The 18,391-nt window shown below is 73.1% G+C and carries 19 protein-coding genes; 7 read left to right on the plus strand and 12 right to left on the minus strand.

All coding sequences use genetic code 11. The annotated features are described in order from the left end of the window. Positions 1 to 310: 310 nt before the first annotated feature. Positions 311 to 1,126, plus strand: a complete 816-nt coding sequence (locus ACFT4A_RS23515; protein ID WP_382833072.1) for a hypothetical protein — start codon at positions 311 to 313, stop codon at positions 1,124 to 1,126. 95 nt (positions 1,127 to 1,221) lie between these two features. Here ACFT4A_RS23515 and ACFT4A_RS23520 read toward each other — a convergent pair whose 3' ends face one another. From ACFT4A_RS23520 to ACFT4A_RS23535, 4 genes are all read right to left on the minus strand, one after another. Beyond that, complete coding sequence (locus ACFT4A_RS23520; protein ID WP_382833074.1) at positions 1,222 to 1,989, minus strand: GAF and ANTAR domain-containing protein; 768 nt, start codon at positions 1,987 to 1,989, stop codon at positions 1,222 to 1,224. A gap of 114 nt (positions 1,990 to 2,103) precedes the next feature. Continuing rightward, positions 2,104 to 2,853: a TIGR03943 family putative permease subunit gene (locus ACFT4A_RS23525; RefSeq protein WP_382833161.1), complete on the minus strand. Its 750-nt coding sequence runs from the start codon at positions 2,851 to 2,853 to the stop codon at positions 2,104 to 2,106. Continuing rightward, positions 2,850 to 3,860: a permease gene (locus tag ACFT4A_RS23530; RefSeq protein ID WP_382833076.1), complete on the minus strand. Its 1,011-nt coding sequence runs from the start codon at positions 3,858 to 3,860 to the stop codon at positions 2,850 to 2,852. Before ACFT4A_RS23530 ends, ACFT4A_RS23525 begins: the two co-directional genes overlap by 4 nt. A gap of 73 nt (positions 3,861 to 3,933) precedes the next feature. Continuing rightward, on the minus strand, positions 3,934 to 5,277 hold the full coding sequence (locus ACFT4A_RS23535) for a tetratricopeptide repeat protein (protein ID WP_382833078.1): 1,344 nt from the start codon (positions 5,275 to 5,277) through the stop codon (positions 3,934 to 3,936). Positions 5,278 to 5,405: 128 nt separating this feature from the next. Here ACFT4A_RS23535 and ACFT4A_RS23540 point away from each other — a divergent pair, with 128 nt between their 5' ends. Next, positions 5,406 to 5,558 (plus strand): hypothetical protein, encoded by a 153-nt coding sequence (locus tag ACFT4A_RS23540; RefSeq protein WP_382833080.1) that lies wholly within the window; start codon positions 5,406 to 5,408, stop codon positions 5,556 to 5,558. Between the two features lie 9 nt (positions 5,559 to 5,567). Here ACFT4A_RS23540 and ACFT4A_RS23545 read toward each other — a convergent pair whose 3' ends face one another. Then, positions 5,568 to 5,765 carry a DUF397 domain-containing protein gene (locus tag ACFT4A_RS23545; protein WP_382833081.1) on the minus strand — a complete coding sequence of 66 codons (198 nt, stop codon included), beginning with the start codon at positions 5,763 to 5,765 and terminating at the stop codon, positions 5,568 to 5,570. Further along, positions 5,725 to 6,573 carry a Scr1 family TA system antitoxin-like transcriptional regulator gene (locus ACFT4A_RS23550; RefSeq protein ID WP_382833083.1) on the minus strand — a complete coding sequence of 283 codons (849 nt, stop codon included), beginning with the start codon at positions 6,571 to 6,573 and terminating at the stop codon, positions 5,725 to 5,727. Before ACFT4A_RS23550 ends, ACFT4A_RS23545 begins: the two co-directional genes overlap by 41 nt. Positions 6,574 to 6,659: 86 nt before the next feature. Between ACFT4A_RS23550 and ACFT4A_RS23555 the strand changes: the two genes are divergently transcribed. Continuing rightward, a complete protein-coding gene (locus tag ACFT4A_RS23555) occupies positions 6,660 to 7,094 on the plus strand; it encodes an ATP-binding protein (RefSeq protein WP_382833084.1) in 435 nt (144 codons plus the stop codon). Positions 7,095 to 7,327: 233 nt separating this feature from the next. On the opposite strand, the gene ACFT4A_RS23560 is transcribed toward ACFT4A_RS23555, so the two are convergent. The 5 genes from ACFT4A_RS23560 to ACFT4A_RS23580 all read right to left on the minus strand — a co-directional run bounded on the left by ACFT4A_RS23560 (position 7,328) and on the right by ACFT4A_RS23580 (position 13,493). Further along, complete coding sequence (locus tag ACFT4A_RS23560; protein ID WP_382833086.1) at positions 7,328 to 7,813, minus strand: hypothetical protein; 486 nt, start codon at positions 7,811 to 7,813, stop codon at positions 7,328 to 7,330. Between the two features lie 105 nt (positions 7,814 to 7,918). After that, entirely contained in the window at positions 7,919 to 9,325 is a 1,407-nt protein-coding gene (locus ACFT4A_RS23565) for an extracellular solute-binding protein (RefSeq protein ID WP_382833163.1), read from the minus strand. Continuing rightward, a complete protein-coding gene (locus ACFT4A_RS23570) occupies positions 9,325 to 11,967 on the minus strand; it encodes a substrate-binding domain-containing protein (RefSeq protein ID WP_382833088.1) in 2,643 nt (880 codons plus the stop codon). The genes ACFT4A_RS23565 and ACFT4A_RS23570 overlap by 1 nt, the downstream gene beginning before the upstream one ends. 4 nt (positions 11,968 to 11,971) lie before the next feature. Beyond that, positions 11,972 to 12,307 carry a hypothetical protein gene (locus ACFT4A_RS23575; protein ID WP_382833090.1) on the minus strand — a complete coding sequence of 112 codons (336 nt, stop codon included), beginning with the start codon at positions 12,305 to 12,307 and terminating at the stop codon, positions 11,972 to 11,974. Positions 12,308 to 12,431: 124 nt separating this feature from the next. Further along, positions 12,432 to 13,493: a hypothetical protein gene (locus ACFT4A_RS23580; protein WP_382833092.1), complete on the minus strand. Its 1,062-nt coding sequence runs from the start codon at positions 13,491 to 13,493 to the stop codon at positions 12,432 to 12,434. Positions 13,494 to 13,666: 173 nt separating this feature from the next. Between ACFT4A_RS23580 and ACFT4A_RS23585 the strand changes: the two genes are divergently transcribed. Both ACFT4A_RS23585 and ACFT4A_RS23590 read left to right on the plus strand, forming a co-directional pair. Then, the gene (locus tag ACFT4A_RS23585) at positions 13,667 to 14,107 is read left to right on the plus strand and encodes a hypothetical protein (RefSeq protein WP_382833094.1); all 441 of its coding nucleotides are present in this window, start codon (positions 13,667 to 13,669) and stop codon (positions 14,105 to 14,107) included. A 90-nt stretch (positions 14,108 to 14,197) separates the two neighbouring features. After that, positions 14,198 to 15,157 (plus strand): hypothetical protein, encoded by a 960-nt coding sequence (locus tag ACFT4A_RS23590; RefSeq protein ID WP_382833096.1) that lies wholly within the window; start codon positions 14,198 to 14,200, stop codon positions 15,155 to 15,157. Here ACFT4A_RS23590 and ACFT4A_RS23595 read toward each other — a convergent pair. After that, positions 15,063 to 16,418, minus strand: a complete 1,356-nt coding sequence (locus ACFT4A_RS23595) for a PLP-dependent aminotransferase family protein (protein ID WP_382833097.1) — start codon at positions 16,416 to 16,418, stop codon at positions 15,063 to 15,065. The genes ACFT4A_RS23590 and ACFT4A_RS23595 overlap by 95 nt on opposite strands. 79 nt (positions 16,419 to 16,497) lie before the next feature. On the opposite strand from ACFT4A_RS23595, the gene ACFT4A_RS23600 reads away from it, so the two are divergent. Both ACFT4A_RS23600 and ACFT4A_RS23605 read left to right on the plus strand, forming a co-directional pair. Beyond that, the gene (locus ACFT4A_RS23600; RefSeq protein ID WP_382833099.1) at positions 16,498 to 17,325 is read left to right on the plus strand and encodes an alpha/beta fold hydrolase; all 828 of its coding nucleotides are present in this window, start codon (positions 16,498 to 16,500) and stop codon (positions 17,323 to 17,325) included. Positions 17,326 to 17,368: 43 nt separating this feature from the next. After that, a complete protein-coding gene (locus ACFT4A_RS23605) occupies positions 17,369 to 18,382 on the plus strand; it encodes an endonuclease/exonuclease/phosphatase family protein (protein WP_382833101.1) in 1,014 nt (337 codons plus the stop codon). Positions 18,383 to 18,391 lie beyond the last annotated feature (9 nt).

Here is an 18,391-nt window from a genome sequence, read left to right on the forward strand (position 1 = left end):
GGCACTCGCCCCGGGGCTTCGGACATCTGGGTCAGCTGTCAGCGCGCCGGGACACTCTCCGGCGTCGTCGTGAGAGACGGGAACGGCTGGGCACGCTGCATGGGCGTGACCGTAACAGGGCGTCGGCGCCCGGGCGACGCGTTTTCCGCCCCGGCGTCCGCACACCCTGTCCTCACCCGGCCCGCCCTCACCCGAACAGCCCGTCGCACTGGTGTGCAGACCGTCGCGGTGGTGCCGTATGAGCACGGACCTGATCACAGACCCGATCACGGCCCGACCCCGGAGAGCCCGCCCGCCAGAAGGCGCCTCCATGACGAGCCCCGTGCAGGAGGCGCTCCCGATGACCCACCCTCCGGCCACCGCCCGTGTCCTCCTCGCCTCCGCGCTGTCCGTGACCGGACTGCTGGCCACGGCCGGCTGTTCCGTCGAGGAGCCTCGGCCCCGGTGGTTCTCCGCCTCCGCCCCCGCCTCGGCCGCCTCGCCCGCCGTCGAGCAGCCCGCCGGATCCGGGGCCGCCCTCACCGAGGCCCAGGCCCAGGCCGCGCTGATCACCGAGGCCGACCTGGGCGAGCCGTGGGGTCCGACGCGAGGTGCCAGGACCTGGCGGGACGGGCTGCTCAAGGCGACCACGGAGAAGCCGGACTGCCAACGGCTGCTCGACGCCCTCTACGCAGAGGACCTCTTCGGCCCCCCGAAGGGCCCGCACGCGGTGTCCGCGCTCGACGACGCCGACACCGACGCCCAGTTGCGCTACCAGGTCGCCGCCCACCCCCCGGCGGACGTCGACCGCGCCCTTGCCTGGATGAAGTCGCTGCCGGGCAAGTGCGGCCAGTTCATGGCCGCGACCACGCGCGGCGGCGTCCAGACCGTGGAGGTCACCAGGATGCCGCTGCCTCCGGTGGGGAACGCCCGCCAGGCCCTGCGGGTGACGCTGGCCGGCGAGACGGAGGAGGGGGAGCTGACGTACCTCACCATGGACCTCGCCGCCGCGCGCGTCGGCGAGGAGGCCATCACCGTCACCAACGCCGGTCTCGACGAGGTGCACGCGGAGGTCACGCAGCAGACCGTGCAGCTCGGGGTGCAGCGGCTGACCGATCTCAGGAAGCAGGGCCGGGCGCAGATCTGACCACGGTCTGACCACGACCTGGTCCCGTCAGACCCGTCAGACCCGTCAGACCCGTCAGACCCTTCAGTTCGGTCAGACCCGTCAGTTCGGTCCCGTCAGTCGCGTTCGAAGCGTGTGCGGTGGGCGAGCACGTCGCGTGCCACGTCGAGGGCCGTGCGCCCGCGTGCGAAGGCGTCCGCCCGCAGCCGCGCGAGCGCGTCGTCCGCGCCGACGCCGAGCTGGGCCATGATCATGCCGACGGCCTGGTAGACCTCGTCGTGGTCCGAGGCCAGCCCGCTCAGCCATGCCTCCCCGTCCCGCGCCTCGGGCTCGTCCGCGCGGGCCAGCGCCATCAGGGCCACCGTCATGACACCGGCCACGAGCCGGGCCACGTGCAGCTGGCGTGCGGTGAGCCCGCCCGGGCTCTCGCGGTACAGGTCGAGGGTGCCGACGTACACCGCGTCGCTGCCCAGCGGCACCGCGTACACCGCGCGCACCCCGGCCGCCGTCGCCTCCTGGGCGAAGACCGGCCAGCGTCCGGCGTCGCGGCCCGTCGCCAGGTCGCAGGCGAGCACGGGCGCGCCGCCCTCCACGGCGCTCTGGCAGGGGCCGTCGCCCAGCGTCGCCTGGAGCTGCGCCAGGTGCGCGGCCCGCGCGTTGCTGGCGCTGAGCTGTACGGGCATGCCGCCGCTGCGCAGCGACACGCTCGCACCGACCACCGGCAGCAGCTCGACCGCGACCTCGCACAGCCGCGCCGGGACCTCACCGGGCTCGGCACCGCGCACGCCCTCGGCGATCACATCGGCGGCCCGTATCCCGTCCAGGTCCAGATCACCACCGGGGTCACCGCCGCGGTCACCACCGGGGTCGTCCCTGGGCCGCACGACAACCGCCTCCTTCGATCACCCCGGACGCCTGGCGGCCGACACCCGCACGCTCCGAAGACCTCCCGGAATCGTGCCCCGACTACCCGTCACAGATGGGGCGAAACGCCCCGCTCAGCGCTTCTCGTACGGGTTGTCCGGCTGTGGCACCCGCCGTACGGAGGTGACGTCGAGGACCGGCGGCCAGGCGGCGTCCGAGCCCAGTTCGCCCCGGGGGTGCCAGGTGCCGGTGACCGTGACCCAGGTGTCGACGGGCGGGGCGTCGGCGCCGCGCACCTCGGCCTTGCCGGTCGTGGCGTCGGCGGCGCAGCAGGAGACGAGGAGGCGGGTGACGTACCAGGTGCCGTCGTCGTCACGGGTGACGAATCCGGTGAGCCGGAGCGTGCGTCCCTTCAGCGAGCGGCTGCTGTCGTAGACCGCCCGGGAGCCGAACTCTCCGAGGGTGAGGTCGAGGGGGTTCCCGGACGGCAGCGCCGGGAAGCTTCCGACGCCCTGGGCCGCCCGCTGGGCCGCCTCGCGCTCCGCGCTGTAGGAGCCGAGGGCGGGCGGCGGGAACAGCAGCAGGGCCAGGGCGGGAAGAGCGAGGAGCCAGGCGACGCGGGGCCCTGCGGGGCCATGGGAATGCCCGTCATGCCCCTCCTCGAGCCCGTCACTCTCCTCCTCATGCCCGTCATGGACCGCCGCGGTCCGCACCACCCCTACCCCCACCACCACACCCAGCAGCACCAGCGCCACCCCCGACACCACCAGATACGGCCGCAACCCCGCCTGGACGTACCGCAGGTACAGCTCGCTGAAGAGGGACACCCGCAGGATCGCCGCGCCGACGAGGGCGAGCAGGACGGCCGGTCCGTAACGCCTCACAGCAGCCACCACCCCACCAGGACGCTGCTCGCCACGGCCACCAGCCAGGTCGCGGACGAGAACCGCAGGGCGAAGGCCCGGCCGAAAGTACCCGTCTGGAGGGCGATCAGCTTCAGGTCCACCATCGGCCCGACCACCATGAAGGCCAGCCGCGCGGTGGGCGAGAAGCCGCTGAGCGACGCCGCCACGAACGCGTCGGCCTCACTGCACACGCACAGCACGACCGCCAGGACGGCGAGCAGCAGCACCGACAGCCAGACCGACCCCGTGAACACCTCCAGCAGCGACCTCGGCACGACGATGTTGAAGGTCGCCGCGGCCGCCGCCCCGACCACCAGGAAGCCGCCCGCGTGCAGAAAGTCGTGCTGCAGCCCGGAGACGAAGGCACGCGGTCCACCCCCCGGCGCGGAACCACCGCCGCTCCGCTTGGGCAGCCGCAGCCACTCCTCCCGCCCGAACCGCGCCCACAGCCAGCCCATCACCACGGCCGTGGCGAGCGAGGCGACCAGCCGGCCGAGGACCATCTCCGGCTGCCCGGGGAAGGCGACCGAGGTCGCCACGAGCACGACGGGGTTGATCGCGGGCGCCGACAGCAGGAAGGCCAGCGCGGCGGCCGGGGCGACACCCCGCCGCATCAGACTGCTCGCCACCGGCACGGAGGCGCACTCGCAGCCGGGCAGGACGACCCCCGCCGCCCCCGCGACCGGCACGGCCAGCGCCGTACGGCGGGGCAGGAGCCGGGTGAAGACCCGCTCGGGCACGAACGCGCCGATCGCCGCCGACACGACCGTGCCGAGCAGCAGGAAGGGCACGCCCTGAACGGCGATCGCGGTGAACACCGTCCACCAGGCCGCGACGGGCGGCGTGTAGAGATCGAGCGCGAGCAGCGGCCCGAGCACCGACCCCACCGTCACGATGGCGATCAGCGCGGCGCCGCCGAGGACGCCGTACACGAGCGCGCGCAGGCCCACCCGTAGCCCGTAGACCACAGTCCGCTGATTCGCCACGTGCCCCGCCGCCCCGCTCGTTCACATCCCGGAGGGAGGCTAACCCGCACGGCTGTGCGAGGCCCCTGTTTCCTCACAGAGGAGGCTGTGCTGGCGCGGGGCCGAGGGTGGTCGTGCCGGGGGCCGTGCGGTGGCCGAGGCCGGTCCGGTAGGCGTCGAGGGCGGCCTCCACGCGCCCGGTCCGCCGGAGCAGGTCGCCCAGGAGCCGGCACAGGTCGGCCAGGTCACCGGCCGCGCCCGCCCGCTCCAGGAGGCTCAGGGCGCGGACGTAGTGTTCCTCGGCGTCCTCGGTGCGGCGGGCGTCCTCGGCGATGATGCCGAGGAGGCGGTGCGCGGCGGCGGAGTGGACGGCGCCGCGCTCGGAGGAGAGGTCGTCGAGCACCCCGTGCAGCAGGGCGGCGGCCTCGTCGGACTTGCCGCGCCGATGGAGCACATCGGCCAGCTCGACGGCGACCTGGCTGCTGTAGAGGGCGGCGCGCTTGGCCGACAGCATGCCGAGGGCCTCCCTCAACTCCGCCTCCGCACGCTCCAGTTGCCCGTCCTGGGCGTACACATAGCCGCGCATCCAGTGGCAGTTGGCGAGTTCGGTGCGGATCTGCAGACCGCGGTACAGCTCGGCGGCCTTGGCCAGCGAGGCGTCGGCCTCGGCGAGACGTCCCTCGGCGACCAGGGTGCGGGCGACGGACCGGTGCATCCGGGCGACCAGGGCCGGGTCGCCGGACTGCGGGGCGAGTGCCAGGGCGAACTCGGCGGCCTGGGCGGCCCGCGCGTGCGCGCCCATGTCCATGTACGGCCCGATGACGCTGGCGTAGAGGAGCAGCAGGGCGTCCGGGTCGTGCAGGCCGCCGCGGTTCAGTTCATCGAGGGCGGACTCCAGCAGGTAGACGGCGTACCGGAGCTCACCGGCGAGATAGTGCGCGACGGCCCGGCCGCGCAGGGCCGGGACCCGGGCGGGCAGCGGGGCCCCGGCCAGACAGGCCTCGGCCCGCTCGAAGTACTGCCGCCCGGCCACCAGCTCGCCCGTCTCCACCGCACACTCACCGAGCCCGAGCAGCGCGGCGGCCTGCTCCCCCGGCAGTCCCTGCGCCTCGGCCTCGACGAGCAGCTCGGCGTACTGCTCCGCCGCCGGCTCGGCCTCGCCGACGGCGAAGGTCCGCTGTGCCTCGGTCAGCCGCAGCCGCAGCTCGGTCACGAGCCGCGCCGAACGCCCGGTGGCCAGCTCGTCGAACGCGACGCCGAGCCGCTCGGCGAGATGCCGCAGAGCGTCGTCGGAGGGCCGCACCCGCCCCGACTCCAGCGTGGAGATATAAGCCGGTGTGTACACAGGTTCCGCCAATTGCCGCTGCGTCAGTCCGCGTTCGACACGCAACCGCTGCACCCGGCGACCGATCGTCCCCGGATCGTCACGCTCCCCCACGCCAACTCCCCCTAGCCCTCTTGCCGTTCGCCGCGAACAGCCCCTAGGTTAAACGGAGTGTTAAGCCGAATTGTCGTACACGCTTAATACGTCACCGCCGTAGCCACCGCCCCCGTTGCGAGGTCGCCGTGCTCGAACGCACACGCACCGCCGAGCGCTACGCCAGAGGTCTCACCGCGGCCGTCGTCGCCATCGCGACACTGCTGCTCGCGGCGAACGCGGGGCCGGCGAGAGCGGACGAACCCAGGCCGGACCAGCGGACCGTCGCCGACGCCCGCTGACGGTTCCGCTCACGCCCTGACGTACGTCACGAAGGCGGCGTAGACCTCCGGAGCAACAGTGAGGATCCCGACCTCGGGCTTCTTGGAGTCACGCACACCGACGCCGAGCGGCCCGAGGTCGGCGACCTCGACACAGTCGCCCCCGGTGTTACCGCTGTACGACGACTTACGCCACCGCGCGTTGCTCAGGTTCTGGCTGCTCCCCATAGCGCTCCTCCATCACGCGCGCGATCAGTGCCGCCGAGTCCCTCACGGAGAGGGCAGCGGCCTGCAAGGAAGCGTAACGGCGGGCGGCTTCCCTGACAGTGTCGGGGTTGGCCGTCATATGGCCGGAGATCATGTCCTCGGTGTAGACGATCTCGGGGTCGTCGTCGAAGCGGAGGGCGTTGAAGGATCCGACGAGGCTGGCGTGCTCGCCGGCCGTGAAGGGCAGCACCTGGATGTTCACCCAGCGCTGGTCCCGGAAACTCAACAGGTGCGCGAGTTGGTTTCGCATGATCTCGTGGCTTCCGATGGGGCGGTGCAGTGCCGCCTCGTCCAGCACCACGAGCGTCAGCGGCGGCTGCTTGCCCTTCAGGATGCGCTGGCGCTCCATGCGAGCCGCCACCAGGTCGTCGAGGTTGTCCGGCATGCCGGTGGCCAGCAACGCCCTCGCGTACTCCGGCGTCTGCAATAGCCCGTACACCAACTGACTCTGGTACGTGGAGATGTAGGTCGCCTTCGCCTCCATCTCGGCATACGCCTGAAACCACACGGGGAGTTGGCTTCGCAGAACCAACCCCACGAGCCTCGAAAAGCTCCCGTCGGTCATCAGCGCCGCATCCGCCCGCTCCGCGAACTCCCTGGTCGGGACCTTGTGGGCCGTTTCGATCTGGCCGACCAGCGAGCCCGTGCAGAAGATGCAGTCCCCCAGGTCCTTCTGGGACAGCCCCGCGCTCTCGCGGTAGCGGCGGAGCTCGGAGCCGAAGTAGTCCAGCGGTGAGGCGGTGGGGTCGAGGCGGCGGATGTTGGGCATGGAGTGGTCACCCCCAGGTCCGAACGCGGCACGGCGTTCATTTCGGTCTGTAGCCGAGCGTAATCACTCGACTCCACCCTGGTGGCATGAATCACGCAACCCACCAGCCCTGGCCAGGACTTGGCTCCCCGGGCTCCCGGTACGGCACCGACTTCACACTGGGCGAGCACTCCGCCCGGCATCTGCGCCGGATCCTCCGGGTGTATCTCACGGCCTGGGAGATGGCCGAACTCTGCGACCCGGCCTGCCTGGCCCTCACCGAACTCGTCGCCAACGTCGTACGCCACACGCCCGACCGGCGCGCCGCGGTGCTGATGATGCGGCGGCCGGACGGGCGTGGGGTGCGCGTGGAGGTCACGGACGACTGCCCGCGACCGCCGCTGTCCACAGCTGTGGACGAACTCGCCGAAGGCGGGCGAGGCGTGCTGATCGTCGAAGCCGTCACGGACCGGTGGGGGTGGCATCCACTGCCCGACCGCTCCGGAAAAACCGTCTGGTTCGAATGCGATGTGAAGCCGTAAGACGAAGAACCAGTACGGCGAATAATTCGGCTAGTGGGAATTCCCGCGCGTGCGGGAATCGCGAATATAGCGCCAACCGAAGTAGAAAACTCCGAGGGCCCCTGCCGCCGCACCCACGCCGCACATCACCGTCGCCCAGACCGCCATGTCCCGCGTGACCCACAGCAGACTCACCACGACCAGCGCCATGGAGAACAGCAGGCGTTCTCCATGGCCCGGGCCGCGGCGGCCGGTCAGTCCCCGGTCGCCGTGCACTTGTACGTCACGCCCTTCATCCTGATGTCGCGGTACCCCACCTTCACGGTCGGGTTGGTGGGAGCGACGTCCGTTCCGCCGCCACCGCCGGTGTCCTTCTTGCGGCAGTAGTAGCCGAGCGCGTCGAGCTTCTTGATGTCGCTCATGGCCTGGTACTTCTTGTAGGACGCGATCATGGCGGCTCGCTTCTGCGCCGGCGTGGCCTCCTTCGCCTTCGTGTAGGCGTAGCACCCGATGCTGGCGCCGATGCCGACCCACGAGGCGCCCTTGGCCAGGGCCTTGGTGAGGCCCGCCGCGCCGCTGCCGATCCCCAGGACCGCGCAGATCTCGTCCGCCCCGGCACGCAGCTCCGGCTGCGCCGGAGCCGCCTGTGCCGTCTGCGCCCCGGCGGCACACAGCGCGCCGGTCATGGCGAAGGCGATTACGGAAGAAATTCCCTTGCTTCGTACGCTCACGAAGTACATCCCCGTTCCCCGTTTACTTCAATTGCATGGTCAGTGCGAAATTGAGGCTACCCACGGGGACACACGTACGCAATGGAGGAGTTGTGAACATCGTCGGGAGGAGATTCAACCGGGCAAAAATTCCCTCAACGCCTCGTCAAGGTTTTTCGCTATCTCCGCGTCGCCCGGCGGGTTTGCCTCCGGATCCTGCGACGTGTCGTACAGGGCGTCGAGTTCGGTGATGAGGGTCCGGTTCACCGCGCCGTACAGAGGCGTGACCGGACGGCGGACGGCCTCGCGGAGCGCCGGGTACAGGATGTCGCGGGAGTAGCTGGTGCCGTCGGCGAAGCGGTCGGGGGGCGTACGGACCGTGCTCTCGCCGGTGGGGGACGCCCAGGGCGTCTCGGCGTACGCGGGGGCGTGGCGGCAGTCGGGGGCGGACTCCTGGTAGGCGGAGGCGCGGGTCGCGGCGAACCCGGCGCGCAGCAGGCAGCGTTCGCTGTCGGGGTCGGTCAGGAACGCGATGAGTTCCTCGGCCTTCGCGGCCCGCTGCCCGGTCATGGAGGAGGTGACGGCGAGGTTCTGGCCGCCGAGCACCGTCCTGCCGGGCAGCCGGGTCACACCGAGCTTGCCCTTGAAGGTCTCGTAGAGGGTGGGATAGACGTACGGCCAGTGCCGCAGGAAGGTGGTGCGGCCCTCCGCGAAGGCGCTCAGCGACTCGGCCTCGCGGGACTCGGAGGCCTCCTTGAGCGTGTAGGCCTTCGCCGTACGCTCACGCAGTTCGGCCACGCCCGCCGTGAGCTGCTGCTCGGTCGCGACGTATGTGCCGTCGCGGTCGGTCAGCTCGAAGTCCGGTACGGCCGAGGCGAACGCCTCGATCGCGTTGACGGTACGGCCCTCGTACGGGGCGAGCTGGGTGGTCCAGCCCGCTTTCTCGTCCCTGGGGGCGACGGCGTCGATCAGGTCCCGCAGCTCGCGCCAGGTGACCCCGTCGCTGAGCTCGGTCCGGGAGGCACTGGCGTCCCGCAGATGGTCCTTGCGGTAGTACAGCAGGCCGGCGTCGCTGTTGAAGGGGACCGCGTACCGCTTGCCGTCCCAGTACGACGTGCTGTTGACGGAGGGGATGAGATCCTCGGGGGCCTTGACGGCCGCGTCCGTCAGCGGGCGGATCATGCCGGACTCGGCGAACTCCGGGATCCAGGTCACATCGAGGTTGACCACGTCGTAGTCGGCGCTGCCGGACTGGAGGGAGCCGAGGAGCTGGCTGCGCTGCTGGTCGGCGGAGCCGGGCAGTTCGACCAGGCGGGCCCGGTAGCCGTGGGAGCCCTCCGTGGCGTTCCAGGCGTCGATGAGCTGCTGGCGTATGCCGTTCTTGCCGGTGACGTCCTGGCCGCTGGCCACCACGATCCGGGTGGAGGCGTCGGCGCCCTGCGGCTGCTCCTGTTGCTCGCCGCCGCCGGTGCAGGAGGCGAGGGCGAGCAGCGACAGCGTGGACAGCAGGGACAGCACTGCGGCGGGCAGGCGGCGGGCCATCATTCCTCTCCCGTTCCGATGCGGGCGACCTCGTCGTGCAGGGCGGGGACCAGGTCGTCCCGGGCGTCCAGGCAGCGGCCCCGGGCGGCGTCGGCGATGCGCGTGGCGGGGCGGCCGCTGTCGCAGGCGCCGCTGTTCAGGGTCACCATCGCCACGGGCACGCCCGCGGACCCGGCCCGCTCAAGCACCTGTTCGACCCGGTCGCCGGTCAGACGGGTGTCGTCCTCGCCGTCGGTGAGATACACGATCAGTCGCGGCCTCTCGTCGTCGGCGCCGCGTTCCCGCATGAACGCCAGGGCGTCCAGCAGGGCGGCGGACGGATCTGCCTCCGCGTCCCGCACCTTGCCGGTGTCGAGGTCCCGTTCGGCTTTCTTGCGGGAGTGGGTGCCGAAGGGCACCAGCTCGGTGTGCGTACGGCCGGTGAGGCCGTGCACGGCCCACACCCCGTACTCGTCCTCCCCGCCGAGCCCGGGCAGGGTCTGCTTCAGGATGCCGGGGCCGCCGCTGGGGCCGTCCCACAGACCGGCCATCGAGCCGGAGCTGTCGAGCAGGAAGAGGACCCGGCCTGGTCCGTGCGCGTCGCCGTACTCCTCCAGTGCCCTGTCCAGATCCGCCGCGTCGGCGGAGTCCGCCGGGCGGACTCTGCCGGTCAGGCCGGAGGGGACCGCCGACCCGGTGTCGAGCAGCGGGCGGTCACCGCTCGCGGACCTGAAGCCCTGCTCGCCGAGCACCTCCCTGCCCTCCGCACCGGTCAGCCAGGCGCGGAAGCGGTCCGCCTCCTCGTCGCGCGCGGTCGCGTCCAGGTCGCCGTGGTCCCAGCGCACCCGCACGAACGTCGGTTCCAGTCCGGGTACGTCGTCGGGGTAGGCGGCGGTGCGCGGCACGCGGGTGGCCGGGCGGCAGCCGATCCCGCTTCTGAGCAGGAACTCCGGGACCAGGGCCGCGCCGCGGTCGTCCACGGCGTCGTCGTCGGGCAGGCTGCACAGCAGCTTGACGGCCGAGGGCTCGGGCCGCTCGGGCCGGGTGATGCGCAGCTCGGCGCCGCGCGCGTCGTCCCCGTCGCCGTACAGGCCCGCGGTCGCCAGCAGCGCCGAGCCGGTCAAGGCGGGGTCGGGGCGGTGCACTTCGGCGGCGCCGGGCCCTTGCTCCAGGACGTCGACCAGCTCCGACAGCGAACGCCCGGTGGACTTGTCGAGGGTGTGGTCCAAGCCCCGCGGGACGGCCAGCACCACCGGCGAGTAGGCCAACGGCTCGGTGTCCGGCTCCAGCCGGGCGAAGACCCGGTCCTCCTGCGCGGCGGCGACCCGGCCGACGTCGGCGCCGGTCGCGGGTATCCACACGTCCGGCTGGGGGCCGATGTCCCGCTGCGGGTTGTCGTCCTCGCGTGGCTGCTGCCAGGCGTCGGTCCGCTCGCTCAGCGCGCTCACCACGGCGGCGGAACCGGCGCTGTAGACGGTCACGCCGCCGCGCCGGCAGCCGTCGTCCGTGGTGTTCGCGCCCGAGACGAAGTAGGCGTCCGCGGCGGCCTGCATCGCCGGTTCCAGGTCGGGGTCGGTCAGCACGCGCAGCTCCAGGGAGGGCGCGCAGATCGCGGAGTCGCCGAGGACGGCGAAGATCCCGTAGCCGCCGGCGCCGGTGGCGAGCAGGGCCAGCAGGGCGGTGAGCAGGGTGGTCCGGCCGAGCCGTTCGGCGACGGCCCGGACAGCGGCGGCCGCCGCCCGCCTGAGCTGCCGCAACCGGCGCGGGCGGACCGGCGGCGGATCCGGAACCCCCACAGGCACGGGCGGAGGCGCAGGAGGCACAGGAGGCGCAGGCTCAGGGTCAGGCACCGGCACCGGCACCGGCACCGGCACCGGCGGAGACTCAGGCGCACGCGACGGCACCGGCCGCGCCGCCAGCAGGACGTCCGCGTCCGGGTCCCACGGAGGAGCCAGTGCCTGCGGTATCTGCGGGTCGTCCTCCTCCGCCCGGTAACCCGCCTCGTCCATCCGCTGCTTGAGCGTCGGATACAGCTCGGAGAGCCACACCTCCCCGCCCTCGTCGAGCACCTGCGCCAGCTCACGGGTGAACGGCGTCGCGATGTCGGCGTCCCCGCCCAGGATGCAGCGGTTGGGCTGGACGCTCATCAGGAGGAGGACCTTCTCCTTGTTTCCCTCCGGATCGGCGAAGCGGTGCCAGATCCCCGCGGCGTGGCCCGCGTAGCAGCAGTCCAGGATCACCAGCACCTTCTCGGCGCGGCTCTCGGCGACGCAGATCTCGCCCAGCACCTGGGCGAAGCTCACCGCGCCGGGCAACTCGCCCGCGACCACCCGCGCGGTGCGCAGCTGCAGATGCAGCTCGCCGCCGGACGTGTTCACGACGGCGTGCCCGGCGAAGTAGAGCAGCAGCAGGCCCTCGGCCTCGCGCACGGCGCGGCGCAGCGCACCGGTGAAGTCGTCCTGGGACGGCGAGGCCAGCACCCTGATCTCGCCCGCGCCGAACACCCCGCCCCGGTGCAGGGCTTCCTCGAACGTCGTCCGGTTGTGCCGCACGGCGGGAAGCTGGCCGGTCACGCCCTGCGGATCCGGCGCCGTGTGGTCGTATTCGGACACGCCGACGAGCAGCGCGCGGTTGGCTCGGCCGCGCGGGTCGAAGCGGCTCACCGGGCTACTCGCCGTCGGAGCCCAGCGGACGGATCTCCGAATCGGGTTCGCCGCCCTGGAGCCTGCGGCGGTTGTTCTTCCAGGTCTTCACCGCGCGGTTGGTGAACTCGGTCAGCGCCACGACCGTCGCGAGGTCGCCGAGCAGTTGGAGGACGAGCTCGACGTCGGGCCCCAGCCGCCCCTTGGGCCCGTCCGTGCTGGTCCGCTCCTCGATGCGCAGCTGCCCGGCGGAGAGCAACTGCTCCAGCGGCTCGTCCCGCTCCAGCCACGCCCGCAGGGCTCTGACATCGTCCACGGTCGCGCCGTCACCCAGCCGGACGCGTACGCCTAAGACAGCCACTTCGTCCCCCTCTGTCATACCCGACATCATGACACCGGGTCAGTCCACGGGGCAGACCTTTGACGCGAACCGCGCAAGCGATCGCACGCCCTTTCCCCGCCCCGCGCACCCGGCGCGCGGGCGCTCAGCCCTGGGTCTGGAGCTGCCGCAGCTGCCGCTGGACGTGGTCCAGAGCCCCCTCGCGCCGCCCGGGCACCCGGCCGCGCAACTCGGCGAGCCCGAACCCCAGTTCCCGTGCCTGGACGGAGTCGGCTATCTGTCCCCACTGGTGGTGGGCCCGGTCGACGGCCGACTCGACGGCGGGCGCGTCCACCGCCTGCCCGGCGTTCAGCCGGGCGGTGGCCACCGAGAGCCAGGTGCGGCAGCTGCGGGCCGCGTCCCCGGCGAACATCGCCAGGTCGGCCCGGACCTCGGCCCAGTGCAGGGCCTCTTCGGAGGCGGGTCCGTGCGCGGCAACGGCGGCCTGCTCGTGCCGGGCGGCGAGCGCGTCCGCGTCCTGGTGGCGGCCGGACTGGACGGCGGCGGTGATGGCGGTGTGCGGATCGCCGCTCACCGGCCCCTGCGCGCTGATCACGATGTCCCGGCCGGCGCTCTCCTGCGCGATCCGGGCCAGTGCCTGCTGGTGCAGCTGCTCCGGCGGCGGGCGGAACCCGCTGCGCAGGATCGTGGCCACGGCCTTCATGTACGCCGGTGCCGCGACGTTGCGCCGGGACGGCGGTGGTGCGATGCGCCCGTGGACGGCGGTGCCGCGGCCCGAGTCCAGGGGGGTGCTCCGCAGCAGCTCCCAGGCCTCGGCGTCCGCGTGCAGGTCGAGCACGAGTGTGGTGGCCCCGGCGGGTCTGAGCCGAAGCTCCTCCCGGAACCAGTGCCAGGGGAAGGCCGTGTAGCGCACGGTCGGGGCGGTGGTGCGGGCCAGCGCGAGATGCGGCAGGCGCTGCTTGCGGTCGAGCTGGAGCTGTCCGGTGACGTACACGGTGAGCGGGCCGGGGGCCGTGGCGGCGGCGCGCAGCCGGGTCAGGACGGCCTGCGGCTCCAGCGGGTCGGCGAGTTCGACGACGTTCGCGGTGTCCGTGCCGGACAGCACCGCGGGCGGCACGGCGGCGAGGACGGGGAGCACGGAGGCGGCGTCCACCAGGCGCCCCTTGCCCAGCGGCGAGGCCGCCAGCAGCAGCACGGTTCCGGGCATCTCTTCCCCTCCCCCGGTCGATCACGTACGGCAGCACCGTAACCTCTGCGGCTGCAAAGGGGGGCGGTCAGGACCGCAAACGTCCGCCTTCGGGTGGTTCGCCCCCCCGACTTGCCAGCGGACCTGCGCAGGTGTGCCCTGGTAGGCAGGGGCAGGGAGAGAGGAGCACTCTCATGGCTCATGCGGCACCCGCCTCACGCGAGGTGGCCCTACGGCCCCGTACACCCGATGTCCTCAGCCCGCGCGCCCACGCGATGGCGAAGGTCGCGGTGCCCGTCGCCGCCGGGCTCGTCTACGGCTACTGGGCCGCGGCCAACCGGCGCTACGGCGGGCCCATCACGGGCTGGAACCTGCTGTTCGGCTTCGTCACCGCGCTCGTGTTCGCCGTACTGTTCGCCGCCGTGTGGCACTTCGGGCCGAGGCTGCGACGCGAACTCCACGCGGCGCTCTGGTTCGCCTTCACGGGCTGTGCGACCGGCTTCCTCATCAGCCAGTCCGGCCTGTCCGTGCTGTGGTCCATGTGGCTGGGCATGGCGGCCGGGGCGGGCGTCCTGTTGACCATGTTCTACCGCTACTACACGCACGAGGACGCCACGGGCCACCGCATCGGCTGACCGGGACCGGTCCGTCCCGCGCGTGTGCCCGTACGGCCGATTGCAGGCACCCCGCGCGCGGGGCGGCCCCGGGGCGGCTTGCCTGGAAGGGTGCCCGAACGCGACCGGGCGCCCGTACCCGAGAAGGCGCCCCCACGACCACGGAACGCCCTGTCGGCCGTTCTGCTGGCCCTCGCGTGCCTGCTCACGCCGTTCGGGGCGCTCGCGTCCTGGGCGGCCCACGGGCTGACCGACACCGGCCGCTACGTCGCCACGATGGCGCCGCTCGCCGCCGACCCGGATGTGCAGCGCGCGGTCGCGGACGCCGTCGGGGACGGCATCATGCGGGAGGCCGGGCACGATCTCGACACCGGCTCCCTGCGCGGCGCTCTCGGGCCCTTCGTGCACGACGCGGCGCGCTCCTTCACCCGCACCGAGGCGTTCCGCGCCGCCTGGGACGCGGCGAACCAGGCCGTCCACGCCGCGGTGCTGCACGCCCTGCGCGACGACGAGGAGCGGACGGCCCCGGTCACCGTCGACCTCGCCCCGGTCGTCGCCCGGGTCAAACGCCAACTCGAGGACGACCACGTGTCGTTCGCCCACCGCATCCCGGTCACGCACGCCCGGGTCCCGGTGCTCCCGGCCGGGGACGTGGACCGACTGCGCAGGGGATACCACGTGCTGGACACCGCCGCCTTCTGGCTGCCGCTCACCGCCGCCGTCCTGGCCGTCGCCGGGATCGCCGTCGCCGCCTGCCGCCGCCGCGCGGTCACCGCCCTCGGCCTCGGCACGGCCCTGGGCGGCGGGCTGCTGGTCCTCGCCGTCGCGATCGGCCGCCGCCTCACCCTGGCCGACCTGCCCGACGCGCTGCACCGCCCGGCCGTGGGCGCGGTCTACGACGCCCTCACGACCACCCTGCGCACGGTGTCCTGGCTGCTGCTCGTCCTCGGCCTGACGGTGGCGTTCGGCTCGTGGCTCACAGGCCGGTGCCTCGCCGCGCGGCGACGCGGCCGAGCGTCCGCAGCGCCCGCCGCAGATCCCCCTCCGGAGCCGACGCGAGCCCGAGCCTGACCGCGTCGGGCGTGTGGCCGGGGGCGACGGCGAAGGCGGGGCCGGGCGTGACGGCGATGCCGTGCGCCGCCGCGGCGGCCGTGAAGGTGTCGGCACGCCACGGGGACGGCAGCTCCCACCAGGCGAAATAGGCGCGCGGGTCGGAGCGCACGGCGAAGCCGGCGAGTTCCTCGGCGAGGATCCGCTGCCGCCGCACCGCGTCCGCCCGCTTGGCCTCCACCAGCCGCGCCACCGTCCCCTCCGACGCCCAGCGCACGGCCGCCTCCAGCGCGAACCGGCCCGCGTTCCAGCCGCCCGACCGCACGGCGTCGGCCACGGCGGCGACCCGCTGCGGCGGCACGACGAGGAACCCGACGGTGAGCCCGGGGGCGACCCGCTTGGACAGCCCGTCGACGACATGGGCGAGGGCCGGGGCATGGGCGGCGAGGGGATCACCGGACCCGTGCCGCTCACCCGACCCGTGCAGGAACGACCAGATGCGGTCCTCCACGATCGGGAGGTCCAAGTGGTGGATCAGCTGGGCGAGTTGCAGCCGCCTTGTCCGGCTCGTCGTCAGGGACGTCGGATTGTGCAGCGTCGGCTGCACGTACAGGGCGGACAGAGGTGCCGTGCGGTGCGCGGCCGCGACGGCCTCCGGGAGCAGCCCGGCCGTGTCACCGGCCAGCGGCACCAGGGTGATGCCCAGCCGGGCCGCGATCTCCTTGACCAGCGGATACGTCAGCTGCTCCACGCCGACCCGGCCGCCCGGCCGGACCAGGGAGGCCAGGACGGCGGCGATGGCCTGGCGGGCGTTGCCGGTGAACAGCAGCCGGTCCGGGGCGGGGCGCCAGCCGGGCGTGGTGAGGAGGGCGGCCGCGGCCTCCCGCGCTTCCGGGGTGCCGGTGGCGGCCGCCGGCAGCAGGGCCTCGGCCAGCACGTCGGGGCGCAGCAGCGGCGCGAGGACCGGGGCGAGCAGCTCCGGCTGACCGGGCGCGCTGGGGTAGTTGAGCTCCAGGTTGACGGGGACGCCGGCCGGCCCGGGCTCGGCCAGCGCCTGCCCCGCCGGTCCCGTCGGCCCGGCCCGTACGAAGGTGCCGCGCCCCACCTCGCCGACGACCAGCCCGCGCCGTACGAGTTCGCTGTACACCCGGCCGGCCGTCGACGGGGCGATCCCGCGCCGCCGCGCGAACGCCCGCTGCGGCGGCAGCCGTTGACCGGGCCGGAGCCGTCCGGTGGCGATGTCGTCGGCGATCCTGTCGGCGATACGCCGGTAGTCACCCATCGGTCGGTCTCCCCCTTGGATTGCACCGAGAGCAAAGATCTTATTGCACCGAGTAGTTGGGCGGCCTAGGGTCGTCCTCATGGCACCCTTCCTCGCATACGAGGACAAAGGCCCCGTCTCTCCCCGGCAGCCCCTTGTCCCCAAGGTCCCCCTGGTTCTCGTCCACGGCCACCCCTTCGACCGCACGATGTGGGCCCCGCAGCTCGAGACGTTCTCGGCGGACCGCCGGGTCATCGCCCCCGACCTGCGCGGTTACGGCGCCTCTCCGGTCACGCCCGCCGTCCCGGACTTCTCCGGATTCGCCCGGGACATCGAGGCCCTGCTGGACGAGCTGAAGGTGGAGTCGTTCGTCCTCGCGGGCCTGTCGATGGGCGGCCAGATCGCGATGGACTGCTACCGCCTGTTCCCGGAGCGGGTGAGCGGCCTGGTCCTCGCGGACACCTTCCCGTCGGCGGAGACCCCGGAGGGCGTCCGCACCCGCGACGCCATGGCGGACCGCCTCCTGGCGGAGGGCATGAGCGGCTACGCCGACGAGGTCCTGGAGCGGATGGTCGCCCCCTACGCCCCCGAGGGGGTCAAGGCCCACGTCCACGGCATGATGACGGCCACCGCCCCCGAGGGCGCCGCCGCGGCCCTGCGCGCCCGCGCCCGGCGCCCCGGCTACGACGATCTGCTGACCCGCGTCTCCGTCCCGGCCCTGGTCGTCGTGGGAGCGGACGACACCTTCACCCCGGTCTCCGACGCCCTGGCCATGCACGCGGCCCTCCCGGACGCGGCGCTGCACATCATCGACGGCGCGGCCCACATGCCGAACCTGGAACGCCCGGACGTGTTCGACCAGGCGCTGGCGGAACTCCTGGCCCGCGTCGACGCACGGCAACCTTCCTCCGCGCCACCCCGTCCTTGAGGGAGGATGCGGGCGAACCACCCCGCGAACGGAAGGCCGGCCTGTGAACACCGCCGCTGCCGAATGGACCGCCACGGACGACGGGCCGGAGCATCGCCCGCCCGGGCGGAGGTTCGGCGCGGGATTCGCGTTCCTGCTGCTCGCGGGGGTGAGCGTGGTCGTGGGCTTCCGGACCGCCGACAGCGACGGCGTCACACCCGTCCCGCAGCTCCTCGCCTTCCTCCCCTGGCTGCTCGCGCCCACCGGCCTGGCGCTGCTGCTCACCCTGCGCTCCCGCTGGTGGCTGGGAACGGTCTGGGGAGTGGCCGTGCTCGGCCTGCTGGCCTGGTTCATCGAGCCGTACGGCAAGGTCGACGACCCCGCCGGCCGCCCGGTCGCCGACCTGCGCGTGCTGACCTCGAACGTCGAGTTCGGGCAGGGCACGGGCTCCCTGGTCGCCGCCGTCCGCCGCGAGAAACCGGACATCATCTTCGTACAGGAGTGCGACTACGGCTGTGACGCGCGGCTGAAGAAGGACCTCTCCCAGGGCTATCCGCACCGCAGCGCCGTCGAGGGCGCCGGCTCCGAGGGCTCCGTCATCCTCAGCCGCTTCGCGCTCCGGCCCACCGACGCGGTCCCCGCCACCATGGGCATGCCCGGGGCGGTCGCCGACGTGGACGGACACGCCGTACGGCTCCAGCTCGCCCATCCCATGCCCCCGCTGCCCGGGCAGGTGGACCTCTGGAAGCGGGAACTCGGGGCCGTGCGCGCCGCGGCCGTCACCGACCGCGGCACCCCGCTCGTCCTGGCCGGCGACTTCAACGCCTCCCAGGACCACGCCGCCTTCCGCCGCATCCTCGACACCGGCCTGCGCGACGCCGCCCGCCTGGACGGCGCCGACCGCACGGCCACCTGGCCGGCCCGGACCGCACCGACGCTCGGCGCCCAGATCGACCATGTGCTGGTGTCGCGGGACTTCGCGGCCCGCGACACCCGCGTACTGGATCTGTCCGACACGGACCACCGGTCGGTGATCACCGACCTGACGCTGCATCAGCGCCCTGGGGACGGGTCCTAGCGAACGGGT

It is taken from the genome of Streptomyces sp. NPDC057099 (assembly GCF_042671245.1).
Classification (GTDB): Bacteria; Actinomycetota; Actinomycetes; order Streptomycetales; family Streptomycetaceae; genus Streptomyces; species Streptomyces purpurascens.

Bases quoted from the DNA above. Each gene is read 5' to 3' on its own strand.
- ACFT4A_RS23515 (WP_382833072.1), top strand. From the start codon at position 311: ATGACGAGCCCCGTGCAGGAGGCGCTCCCGATGACCCACCCTCCGGCC.
- ACFT4A_RS23545 (WP_382833081.1), bottom strand. From the start codon at position 5,765: ATGGGGAGCAGCCAGAACCTGAGCAACGCGCGGTGGCGTAAGTCGTCG.
- ACFT4A_RS23550 (WP_382833083.1), bottom strand. From the start codon at position 6,573: ATGCCCAACATCCGCCGCCTCGACCCCACCGCCTCACCGCTGGACTAC.
- ACFT4A_RS23555 (WP_382833084.1), top strand. From the start codon at position 6,660: ATGAATCACGCAACCCACCAGCCCTGGCCAGGACTTGGCTCCCCGGGC.
- ACFT4A_RS23560 (WP_382833086.1), bottom strand. From the start codon at position 7,813: ATGTACTTCGTGAGCGTACGAAGCAAGGGAATTTCTTCCGTAATCGCC.
- ACFT4A_RS23565 (WP_382833163.1), bottom strand. From the start codon at position 9,325: ATGGCCCGCCGCCTGCCCGCCGCAGTGCTGTCCCTGCTGTCCACGCTG.
- ACFT4A_RS23580 (WP_382833092.1), bottom strand. From the start codon at position 13,493: ATGCCCGGAACCGTGCTGCTGCTGGCGGCCTCGCCGCTGGGCAAGGGG.
- ACFT4A_RS23585 (WP_382833094.1), top strand. From the start codon at position 13,667: ATGGCTCATGCGGCACCCGCCTCACGCGAGGTGGCCCTACGGCCCCGT.
- ACFT4A_RS23595 (WP_382833097.1), bottom strand. From the start codon at position 16,418: ATGGGTGACTACCGGCGTATCGCCGACAGGATCGCCGACGACATCGCC.
- ACFT4A_RS23600 (WP_382833099.1), top strand. From the start codon at position 16,498: ATGGCACCCTTCCTCGCATACGAGGACAAAGGCCCCGTCTCTCCCCGG.